This is a genomic window from Aquimarina algiphila (assembly GCF_947494415.1).
Classification (GTDB): domain Bacteria; phylum Bacteroidota; class Bacteroidia; order Flavobacteriales; family Flavobacteriaceae; genus Aquimarina; species Aquimarina algiphila.
This window is the reverse complement of record NZ_CANLVC010000006.1, coordinates 666,606-678,841: the sequence shown is the minus strand read 5'-3', so window position 1 is coordinate 678,841 and position 12,236 is coordinate 666,606. Positions and strand designations below refer to the sequence as shown.

General features: G+C 32.0%; 7 protein-coding genes. All 7 read right to left on the bottom strand.

Features of this window, described 5'->3' with window-relative positions; all coding sequences use genetic code 11:
- Position 1: 1 nt before the first annotated feature.
- Positions 2-1,519 carry a sulfatase-like hydrolase/transferase gene (locus PQF96_RS12375; RefSeq protein ID WP_271766480.1) on the bottom strand — a complete coding sequence of 506 codons (1,518 nt, stop codon included), beginning with the start codon at positions 1,517-1,519 and terminating at the stop codon, positions 2-4.
- 6 nt (positions 1,520-1,525) lie between these two features.
- The gene (locus PQF96_RS12370) at positions 1,526-3,346 is read right to left on the bottom strand and encodes an arylsulfatase (protein ID WP_271766479.1); all 1,821 of its coding nucleotides are present in this window, start codon (positions 3,344-3,346) and stop codon (positions 1,526-1,528) included.
- Positions 3,347-3,577: 231 nt separating this feature from the next.
- Positions 3,578-7,825, bottom strand: a complete 4,248-nt coding sequence (locus PQF96_RS12365) for a hybrid sensor histidine kinase/response regulator transcription factor (RefSeq protein ID WP_271766477.1) — start codon at positions 7,823-7,825, stop codon at positions 3,578-3,580.
- A gap of 512 nt (positions 7,826-8,337) precedes the next feature.
- Entirely contained in the window at positions 8,338-9,960 is a 1,623-nt protein-coding gene (locus PQF96_RS12360) for a ThuA domain-containing protein (protein WP_271766475.1), read from the bottom strand.
- Positions 9,961-10,004: 44 nt separating this feature from the next.
- Positions 10,005-10,898 carry a 3-keto-disaccharide hydrolase gene (locus tag PQF96_RS12355; protein ID WP_271766473.1) on the bottom strand — a complete coding sequence of 298 codons (894 nt, stop codon included), beginning with the start codon at positions 10,896-10,898 and terminating at the stop codon, positions 10,005-10,007.
- Positions 10,899-11,306: 408 nt separating this feature from the next.
- Entirely contained in the window at positions 11,307-11,534 is a 228-nt protein-coding gene (locus PQF96_RS28645) for a LytTR family DNA-binding domain-containing protein (protein WP_408629610.1), read from the bottom strand.
- A 37-nt stretch (positions 11,535-11,571) separates the two neighbouring features.
- Complete coding sequence (locus PQF96_RS12350; protein WP_271766471.1) at positions 11,572-12,216, bottom strand: hypothetical protein; 645 nt, start codon at positions 12,214-12,216, stop codon at positions 11,572-11,574.
- Between the last annotated feature and the right edge of the window lie 20 nt (positions 12,217-12,236).

Genomic DNA, 12,236 nt, shown 5'->3' with positions numbered 1-12,236 from the left:
ATTATTTAACATTAGATATTGTAATTTGTTTATAGAGATTTTCTAAATCCAAAGGATCCTTTTTTTGTTTTTGTATTGTGATTAATGCTTTAAAAAGTTCATCTACCTTTGCTCTGTAATTAGGGTTAGTTGCAAGATCTTTCATTTCTTCAGGATCTTTTCGCATATCATAGAGAAGTACCTTATCCATTTTGGGATATATAATCAATTTATAGCCATCTTTTCTAATCATACGCTGTAAATCAATATATGCGCCATATATAGCTTCATAAGAGCTTTTTCCTTCCTTATGTATCATATCCAGGATACTATTAAACTCAACATACTCAGGTTTATCAACACCTGCCAATTCAATACTCGTTGCCATTGCATCCTGAAGATAAATATCTTCTTCTATCTTTTTTCCCTTAGGAATATCAGGTCCCATAATCATAAAAGGCGCACGTATACTATGATCAAAAAGGCTTTGCTTACCTATTAACCCATGTTTTCCCATTGCCAAACCATGATCTGCGGTAAAAATGATATATGTATTATCCATTTCACCTGTTTTTTCTAATGTATTTAGAATTTCGCCTATTTGATCATCCATATGGGTTATCAAAGCATAATATTCTTGTATATGTTTTTTGGTGGCATATTCTGTTCTTGGAAATGGTGCTAACGCTTCATCTCTAAGGTCTTCTGCATTACCCATGCCATCTTTAAAAGGATATTCTGCCAACCAACTTTTTGGTAGACTAATCGATTCTAATGGATATTTATCAATGTATTTTTGTGGGGCTTGTCGAGGATCGTGTGGCGCATTAAAGGCCAAATACATAAAAAACGGATTATCCTCTTTTTTTGCTTTATCTATAAAAGTAAGAGCATCATCTTTTAACACTTCACTCCAATGCTTTCCTCCTTCCCAATATCCACCAAATTTTGGGTCTGATGGAGACCATATAGTATCATTTTCATTAGTAGGACGATTATATCCAATTGGCATAATATCTTTAGGAAGCGTATCTGTTCCTTTTATATTTTCAAATCGTTCAACCATTTTAAAATGATCCCAGGCATCTCCGGGCATTCCAGGTCTTACATGAGTTACATTTTGAAAAACACTATCTGCCTTAGCATCAACGTGCCACTTACCTGTCATATATGTTGTATATCCCTGAGATTCCATAAGTTTCCCCCAGGTTTTATCAAGCTCACGTCCATTACTCCAGTTTTGACGAAATTGATTTACATTCCAAACACTACGTCCCGAAATGATCATAGCCCTCGATGCTGCACAAACCGCTCCGTTCCATGCTCCCATATTATAAGCATGTGTAAATGTAGTCCCTCCTTCTACCAATCTATCAAGGTTTGGAGTCTGTATTTCGGTATTACCTAAAGCATGTATTGCAGAATATGTTAAATCATCTGCAAAAATAAACACAACATTAGGCTTTTTTTTAAGTGTTTTTTCAGGTTTAGAACATCCCACTAGAAAAATTAAAAAAAATAATGCAACTAACTTATTCATGTGATTTTATAATTTCTCGATTGAAGTATAATATGCTGAAAATTTCTTCCCTTCAGTATTCACAAAAGTACAACTTAGCTTGTACTCTCCTTTTTCTAAATGTCCACTAAGTATTGCAGAGGTTGCATTAATATCTACATCTGTTTTAAGGTTAAGATTACCTATATTAACTATTGCTTTAGATACCTGAAGGCCTTTACCTACTGGTTGTCCATCCTTATAAGGCGTTGATGCAATAGACTCTATATCCTGGTCAATTGATAATCCCGACTCTTCTGGGTATCTTCTCAAGTTAAATTGATAATTACCACTTTCTTCTACTCGGATAGTATAATATCCTTCTGGATGAAACTCTCCATTTCTGATTTGTCCTTCATGCCATGGCAGATTTTCTTCGGTATGTAAATCATGTATGGTTAATCGAACTGGATCTTTATCTTCTCCTCCGACAGGAATCTGAGCATATTTAATATCTGACTGTATACTCTCCCACCAGGTATCATAAAAATTTTGCATTTTTACTACCTCATCAGGATGTTTACTCGAAAGGTCTATCTTTTGTCCTGGATCATTTACAAAATCATATAATTCATTACCATTTACCAAACGCCATCGGGTAGACATCACACAAGGGTTTCTTCCTTTTTCTGGCCATTGTTTACGTTGTGTGTCTACAATCAACATTCTATCTCCAATTGTTTTGGTTTTCCCTTCGAGTAATGAAACTACACTTATACCATCCAATGTTTTCTTAGATTGGTATTCAATTCCAACAAGCTCGGTTAGGGTAGGTAACAAATCTACATGAGCTACTAATTCATTAATTTTAGACTTCTTCAACACTTTTCCTTTTGGCCAGCGAATAAAAAACGGAACACGATGACCTCCATCATAATGACTCCCTTTTGTGCCCTTTAATCCAGCATTATATCCTAAGGTTTGTTTTGTTGCTTTATTATAATTAATACCATTAGCAGTACCATTATCTGTAGTAAAAATGATTATTGTATTTTCTGAAAGTCCTGATTTTTCAAGATAAGAAGTCAGTTTTCCAAAGTTATCATCAATGTTTGTGATCATTCCGTAGAAGCGTTTTTGACTTTCATTCAACGTGTCTTTTTTATACATATCCATATATTCTTTAGGAACGTTGAAAGGACCGTGAGCTGCATTAGTTGCCAAATACATAAAAAACGGTTTTTCTTTTTGACCTTCTATATATTGGATTGCTTCATCAAACCATACATCTGTACAATATCCTTTAAATTTTTCGGGAGTTCCGTTTCTAAAGTAGGTATCATCAAAATAATCGTTCCCCCAATAATCCGGAGTTTGACCTACTCCTCCGCCTCCATTATATAGCGCTTCTTGAAAACCTCTATCCTGAGGTCGAAATGGCTTATTATCTCCCAAGTGCCATTTACCAAACATTGCGGTTTGATATCCATTACGAACAAATACTTCTGCCATTGTTTCCTCATCCTCTTGTAGTATAGAACATCCTGCAATAGTGTGCCATGCATTATTTCGGTTTGCATTCCTACCAGTCATAATACCGGCTCTTGTTGGAGTACATGTTGTGCCCACATGAAAATTAGTGAGTTCTAAAGATTCTCCTGCAAATTTATCTAGATTTGGTGTTTTAATAATTGAATTACCATGAACTCCTATATCTCCATATCCTTGATCATCTGTTACGATTAGGATAACATTAGGTTTAGAAGAAGTAATATCACTATCTACAATTTTACTTTCTTTTGGTTTCTCCTGACAAGAAATTAATATAATTGTTAGTACTAAAAATGACAATTTTTTAATTAAATTCATTTGTTTTAAATATTTATCCGTTTTATCACAATAAAAAATTATGAGCTATAAATATCCATAATTCGATGATACTAGCACTTCCTTAATGTCTAATTTTTTACCACAAATGATTAGTATGTATACAAGAAACAGCACTATTACCAGTGCTGTTCTATAAATAACGAATTATGCAATTAAAAAGCTGTTACACTCATTTCATACACAGGTGTATTAGTAATTATAATGATATTTTTATTTTTTTACCTTTTCTATTTGTCGAACATACTCACTAGGAACTACCCCAAACTGTTTTTTGAAACATTTAGAGAAATATGATGCTGTATTAAACCCTGTCATATACATAATTTCTTTTACAGACATATCACTCTGATCCAAAAGTTGTACTGCTCTTTTTAATCGGATATTTCTTATAAACTCACTAGATGAAAGTCCTGTAAGTTCCTTAAATTTTAAATATAGATTACTTCGACTATGACTCATCTCTTTTACAAGCATTTCTACATTAAAATCAGTGTTCATCATATGTTTTTCTACAATTTCAATTGCTTTTTGTAAAAATCTCTCATCAGTTGATGTTACTGTAACTTCTTTGGGTTTTAATGTAATTTTACGATTAAACACTTTTCTTAATTCTTCCCGATGTTTGATAATATTAGTCAGTTTTAATTGTAACAGATCCATATCAAAAGGTTTTCTGATATAGTCATCAGCCCCTGTCTTAAGTCCTTCTACTTCACTCTCTTGAGAAGATTTGGCTGTTAACATTAATACTGGAATATGACTGGTCTCTTTGGTAGTTTTAAGTTTTTTACAAAACTTAATTCCATCCATAACCGGCATCAAAACATCTGTAAGAATAATATTCGGGATTAGTTTTGAAGCTACTTCAAAACCATGTTGTCCATTCTCAGCTTCATGAATAGTATAATTTTCACCTAATGCTTGTTTAATAAAAGTTCTAATATCGGCATTATCATCCACCACAAGTAACACGGGTAATTTTGATCTAGATTGCGATAAGTTTTCATCTACAATCTCATCATTAATACCAATTGCAAAAGATTCTGTCTCAGAAGAACGCACTAAATAATCATTTTCTGTGTCTTCTTTACAGCTTATACCTTGAATATCTTCGTAGGCTTGTTTATGCATTGGTAATCTCACTATGAAATTGGTTCCTGTTCCGCGTTCACTAATTACATTAATCGCTCCTTGATGAAGTTCTACAAGATTCTTTACAAAAGAAAGACCAATACCCACTCCTTCTGGATTTCTTTTATCTTTATCTTTTGTCATGTAGAATCTATCAAATATGTTTTCTACTTTATTCTTTGAAATCCCTGCACCAGAATCTTTTACTTGTATAACGACATATCTTTTTGTAGTATCCGGTTTTGCTTTTAAAACACCAACATGTTGTAATTCTTTATCTTCAGAGATATCTATGGTTATAGTTCCATTCTCTGGAGTAAATTTAAAAGCATTAGATAAAAGGTTATTCATAATTTTTTCTAAGGCGTCATGATCAAACCAGGTGATAAGAGAATCGTTTGATGTATTGATAGCAAAATCGATTTGTTGTTTATGTGCTAAAAACTGAAAAGGTTCACCTACTTCTTTTATAAAATCTGTTATATTACTTGGTCTAACAACTAATCGCATTTTTCCTTGATTCATCTTTCTGAAGTCAAGCAATTGATTTACAAGTCTAAGTAGGTAGTCTGTATTTTTATGCATCAACCCATATTGTTCTTGTAACACCGATTCTTCTATCATAGAACCGCTTTTCTGAAGATATTCTAAAGGTCCTTTAATCAAAGTCAATGGAGTTCTAAATTCATGAGAAATATTAGTAAAAAACTCTAGTTTCATTCGCTGCACTTCTTCATGTTTATCTTTTTCTAAGTCATCTAGTGCAGATTGATGTTTTCTAGTAGTGCGATTAACAATATTCCTCCAAAAACCAATTAATAACCCTAATCCAAGAAGACCGTAAATCACATAAGCTATTTTAGTCCTCCAGAAAGGTGGTATAACGTTGATTCTGAGTTCTGCTGGTGTTTTATCCCAGACTCCATCATTATTAGAGGTTTTCACTTTCAGGGTATACATACCTGGTTCTAAGTTTGTATATGTAGCAAATCGTTTATCGGCAGTTGTTAACACCCAATTATTATCAAAACCATCTAACATATATGCAAATTGATTCTTTTGTGGTGCTGCATAATGTAATGCGGCAAACTCAAAGGAAAAGCTGTTTTCCCAATATTTTAATTGAACTTCTTTTGTATCATTTATTGGTTCTTCTAAAAGAATACGTCCATTAATTTCCTCACCTATTTGTACCGAATTATTTGAGATCATAAAATCCGTAATAACGGTTTCAGATTCATACGTGTTATCTCCTATACGTTTTGGATAAAACGCATTAAAACCATTAATTCCGCCAAACAGCATTTCTCCATTACTTCGTTTTAAACAAGCTAATTCTTGAAATTCGTTACTTTGTAATCCATCATTTACATCATAATTCTTAAAAGTTTCTTGTTCTGGATTAAATCTTGAAAGCCCCTTGTTCGTTGATAACCAGAGATGACCTTCCTCATCTTCAAGAATTCCCTTAATAACATTATTTGGCAATCCGTTTTTCTCTGAATAGGATACGAATCTTTCTGGTTTTCCATCTGAAGATGAAATCAACTTGCTGAGTCCTCCTCCAAATGTACCAATCCAGATATCACCAGCTTTACTCTCGTAGACCGTGAGGATATAATCATGACTTATTGTGCTCGAATCTCCCTGAACATTTTTATAAATTACAAATTTTGGGTGTTTTTTGGTTGCTTCTTCTTTTGTAAGTTTACATAAGCCTTTTCCTGTAGCGAACCAGATATTTTTATTTTTATCTTCAAGGATATTTCTTATGATATTGCTTGATATCGAATTAGCATTGCTTGGGTTTTCCTGAAAAACATCTTTATCATACTCTTTATCATCTCCTTTATAAGTCCATCTATGAATTCCTCCCCCATACGTTCCTATCCAAATATTTTCCTGATGATCTTCTAGTAAAGTAAATACACTCTGATTGACATCTGGCATTGATATTATATCACTTTCTACAACTCTTTTAGGGTTTGAAATATCTAACAATAATAACCCTGGAACATCCTCTACTCCAATAAATAACGTTTTCTTTTTCTTGTATTGAACTTCGGTAAGAGCAAATGGTTTGAAAATTGTTGGAAAATTTTTAAACCCTGTATATTCATCATTATCATTGTCTTTGAGCAACATATTGAGTCCTCCTCCTTCTGTACCTATCCATAAAGTACCGTTACTATCTTCATACATAGATCTAATTTTATCATAACTAAGACTTGTGGGATCTAATGTTTTTCTGATATGTCGAAACTGTTTTCTTTCTGGGTCAAATTTATTTACGCCTCCTCCATTGGTTCCAACCCAAATGATACCTGTTTTATCAAGATATAAAGATTTAATAATATTTTTAGTAATACTACTTGGACTTCTTAAATCGTATGTAAATCTATTTACAAATTGAGGAAATTCATTTCCTGGTGAATTATTAAAATATAACAATCCGTTATTTGAGCCACACCAAATATTATTATTATTATCAACCTGAAGCACATTAATATTAGATTGATCTACTCTATGTACAAGTACAGAATCACTATTTTTGGATTGACAATACAACCCATTACTTGTTCCTATAAGTAATCTTCCTGATTTATCTTCACCAATACATTGCACTTGTATATTTGGCAAACCAATAGTTGCATTGACTAACCTAAAGTATAAATCTCCATTAGTGTCTCTAGATAGTTTATATAATCCACTACGGCCACCTGCCCATAATTGATCTTTACTATCTTCAAAAATAGTGCTAATCGAATTTCTTTCCCAACCAGGAATTAACGATTCTTGTTCTGGGCTAAAATGTGTAAACTTTAACGTATCCGTAGATTTATTAAGATCAACCATATTAAGCCCACCGATAGTACCGACCCATAATCGATTTCTTCTATCTTTATAGATAGATGCGACATGGTCATTACTAAGACTCTCTTTATTATTTTCATCGTGTTTATACTGGGTAAACTTTCCTGTAGATCGATCAAAAAAGTTCAATCCACTACCTGTTGTTCCTACCCACAAATTACCATTTTGATCTCCTGTAATTGCATAAATCAAATTACTACTTATATTACCCAAATGATCATTATCAGGTTTATATACAGAAAAACCATATCCATCATATTTATTCAATCCATCATGAGTACCAAACCACATAAACCCACGAGTATCCTGATAAATACTATTGATATCACTCTGGGATAAACCATCGTCGGTTGTGATATGATCAAAATGGATTGGATCTTGAGTATACCCGGTCATTATACAACCAACAAGAGCAATACAAATGATTAAAATTTTATGTAATCTAATATCCATAGTCTAGCCATTACGTTACTTAAATGTATTAAATTAAAAATAGACAAACGAGTCAAAATTCTAAACCTGTCTATGTCATAGTATCAAAATCTGATGGGACTTCATACTATCAAATAATTATTTGTTTTAGATGCAATCCCACAAACCTAGTTTTATCATTTTAAATCTTCTGTAAAACACAGATTAGCAATAGGAGGATTTATCTACAAACAAATTATTTTTGATTTCTGACTATCGAAATATATTAAACAATTATTTGGTTTTTAGGTTTTCATACGATAGGATTTGTACTTATGAACATATGTGGTACAAAATCAATCATATGCTATATAGTTAGGGTAATCTGAATCCTAAAAGGAGTTTTGTTTCAATTATATTGAAGGAGATATTAAACTATTTTTGAGTAATATTCTTTTCTACACTCTTTATTATACTTATTAATAGTACTAAAAAAAACATAGAATACCTTTCTAATTATACTTTAGATATTTCTCATAACCCAAAGTACACTGTTACAAAACAGCAAATTTCACATATTTTTCTGGAAATTTTTTAACTGACCTAATCTGAATGTCTTTATAAAACACTTCGGCAGCTTCAGATTGTATTTGTATTTTGCCTTTATTCATAGGTTTCCATTCGCCGTTCAAGTTAGCCTTTGGATCAACAACAACCATAACCACTTCCCCATTGAGTAAATGAATAGATCTATTCCCCACGCATATCAATTCCATTGTATTCCATTCTCCATGTTCTTTTTCTGGATCATTAGGCTTAAAACACCTTCCTGTCTCAAAACCTTTATTCCATGAAAAATCTACTAAATCTGCACCCGGAGTAAAATAATATTTCTTTTCTTTTTTAATTGCAGGTGCCTTTGCTTTTACATTACCCAAAGTAATTAGGTCACCACAATCTGTTTGTTGAACTTCACATTCTATACTAGTCATCCATACATTCCAAAAATCGGTATAATCACCAATACTATGATATAAAATTCCGCTATTCCTCTTTTTCTCTAAACGAGGTTGCCACCTTTTATCTCCCCATTTAAACTTCCAGGTAAGGTGATAGTTTTCATATTCTTTTTTGGTTACTAGTCCTGCAAAAATTTCTCCCGTAATCTTAATAATTTCTTCTCCGTTTTCTTCTATAACAGAAAATACTTTTTTAGGGTCTTTATTGAGTCCAATAGGTGTGCCTTTTGTTACATCGTCAAACTTTTTATACCCTTCTACTTCCGTACTCGTATGAGGTGCTCCCATAAAGACATCCCACATAGAAAGTTTTTTATCAATCAAATTTTTCCATTGATTCATATTAACTCCTGTTCTAGGAGAATATATTGGATTAAGGGTATTCTCTTTTGGTTGGTATTTACTACCGCTTGCCCATCGTATTCCTCTTGTTAAAAGTTTCCAAGCACTCGGAGTATCAAAATCCTTCGGATCATGCCCTATAGAAAGGTAAAAAATACGTCCTTTTGCATAGTGTTTTTTCCAGGAAACGGGCATTACTGCTCCTTCTATCCAACCGTTATGCTTATTTCCAAATGTGGTCGTCGCTAATACTTTTGAATTTGGATCTACATGCATATAATACTGTTCTGTATCTTTGATATCAAAATCAGTAAGTCCTTTTGTTATAGGGTCATCAATATTTACAATATCAACTTTGTAATCAATTTTTCCTCCTGGATGTGCCACCCATTGGCCACCAATCATATACTGATACTCTGTATTTTTTCTAAAAGAATCTCCTAACCCTCCATGGCATCCTGCAAGGCCAGTTCCATTTTTAACTGCTTGAAGTAACCCTTTTTCTTGTTCTTTAGTAATCTCTCCCATTGTCCAATATTGGATAATAAGATCGGTCTCAGACATTTTTTTCTCATCTGTATAAATATCCAACGAGTTTGAAACAGTCACTTCTGCTCCTTTTGTTTTTAACCAAGCATTTACTCTGTCTGCAAACACTTTAGGTTGGTGTCCATCCCACCCTCCATAAACCATGATAACTTTTTTCCCCTTCAAAGATGGTAACTCATCTTTTTCAAGTTTCTGAGCCATTGCATTCTCTGGAACTAAACAAAACATCAAAATTGCAAGAAAAGTAAACTTAATAAATTGTAACATAGTCACTATCTAATTTTAATTAATATATTATTTATAACAAAGGATTATAATTTTGCTTGTTTCTTATACTCCTTAGGGAATTTTTTAACTGATTTAATCTGAATATCTTTATAATACGCTTCAGCTCCTTCTGACTGTAATTGTATCTTACCTTTTGTAAGTGTTATTTCTTCTCCATTAATCACTTTGCGAGCATTTTTGACAATCATTACTACTTTACCATTAACAACATGAATGCTTTGATTACCCACACATATAACTTCAACTGTATTCCACTCTCCATTTGGTTTTTCATTAGGTGAATTTATATGACAGTATCCCGGATTTCCATTTCCTGCACCATAAGTTATTGATTTATCTTTTTTTCCTGTCACTTTATATAGGTTATCTTTTATTTTTGTGGAGACCACATTCGCCCTAGCATTTACCAAGGTTACAAAATCTCCTGTATCTCCTTCTTGTATTTGACACTCTAATCCAGACATCCAAACATTCCAAAAAGCACCATGTTCTCCATGGCAGTGATATAAAATTCCGTTGTCTCTTTTTTTATCCAATCTCGGTTCCCATTTCTTTTCTCCCCATTTAAACTGAACTTTTAAATGATAATTACCAAACTCCTGAACCGTAGTTAAACCTGCATAAATTTCTCCTGTAATTTTAAGAACCATATCCCCTTCTTCATCTACAATAGAAAATACATTTTTAGGATCATTATTCAATCCAATAGGAGTTCCGTTATGCACGTTCTCACTTTTGGGATGACCTTCTAATTCTACACTTGTATGGGGTACCCCAACAAATGTTTCCCAATTTGAGAAATCTTTATCAAGAAGGTTTTGCCAATTGTCATTAATCTCGAAGCTATGCTGAGAGGTTTGTTGTCCAAAACAAAAAGCTGTTAAGCTTATGAATAGTATACCAATAAGTTTTTTCATAATAAAGATGGAATTCGTAAATAATGTTTTTTTAAACGATTAATCATATACTAATTAAAAAGAGTTACCCCAAGCATGACACGCCGGCCACACCTGGGGGTAATATTTTTATTTGTAGACTATTAGAAAACTTCAACAAATCATCATTGATTTTTCTATTAGACACAGAGATTCTCTAATTCATATTAATCTACTTAAAATTAGATTTTTTATTCATTATTAGGTATGCCTAATGTTTAAAATATGATAACATATGACTTATTTGATTACAAAATTTGGCGTGTAATTAGATCCTCATGTGATTTCTAGATCTAAATATTTTCAGGTTGTATGTTTCATGATAAAAACCCAGTATATGAACTTTGATTGTATAATTTTAATGTCTTTATGAAAAAAACAATCCTGTTTTTACCCTATATCAAAATTATCATTGTAAAATACTATTCTGGCTTTAATTGACTTAAGTCGTTCTCTAGTAACACTAAATTCTTCACCATCTTTCATCCTTAGAATATATTTTTCATTCTCCCAAAACGAATATTCTCTAAAGAAAACAAGGTTTATTATCGTTGATCTATTGACTTTAATGAAATTTTTATCAAGTTCTTTCTCTAGAGTTGATAAATTCTTATTTATCTCATAGATTTCATTTCTACTTTTGACAATGTACTTTCTACCTTTTTTTTTGATAGGAAATGTTTTTTGTGCTAATTAATCGTTCTCCCCGTTTAGTTCTTACTTTTAAAGAAAGATTTTTTATTCCCACCATAGTATTCCCTAGTTTTATTTTACGAATTGTGCTTATGATATTTATAGATAATAATAATATTCCTGAACTGACTACCGGAACCAAATAAGTTAAATACAACTTACCATTTAAGAAAAAATAGGAATCAAAATAATCAATAGTTTTTCTATCCAAAATATAATAATGATATAAATAACGGATACTCGTTGTAATAGGTGAAAACAAAAAATATGCTATTAAAAAAAGTGGAAGAAACTTTATACCATATAAAACCAAACCTGATAATGATATTTTTAATTGATTCAGTTTAAAAAAACCAGCGTAGTTACCAATAGCTAAAGCAATACAGTAAGTTGTAATTAATTCAATTAAGATCTGATCTATAAAAATAAATTGCAAAAGATTTGTAATACTGAAATTATCCTGCGAAACCCAATTAATATTTGATGGATGCAGGTAAAAAACACTCAACACAAAAAACATGGTTATACAAGTGACAAGAACAATCACTTTTCCTTTCTGAATAAATGTATATAATAGAGTTATATTTTTTTCTTGTATTTGATTCATCTAGCTTAAAAAAACAAAAA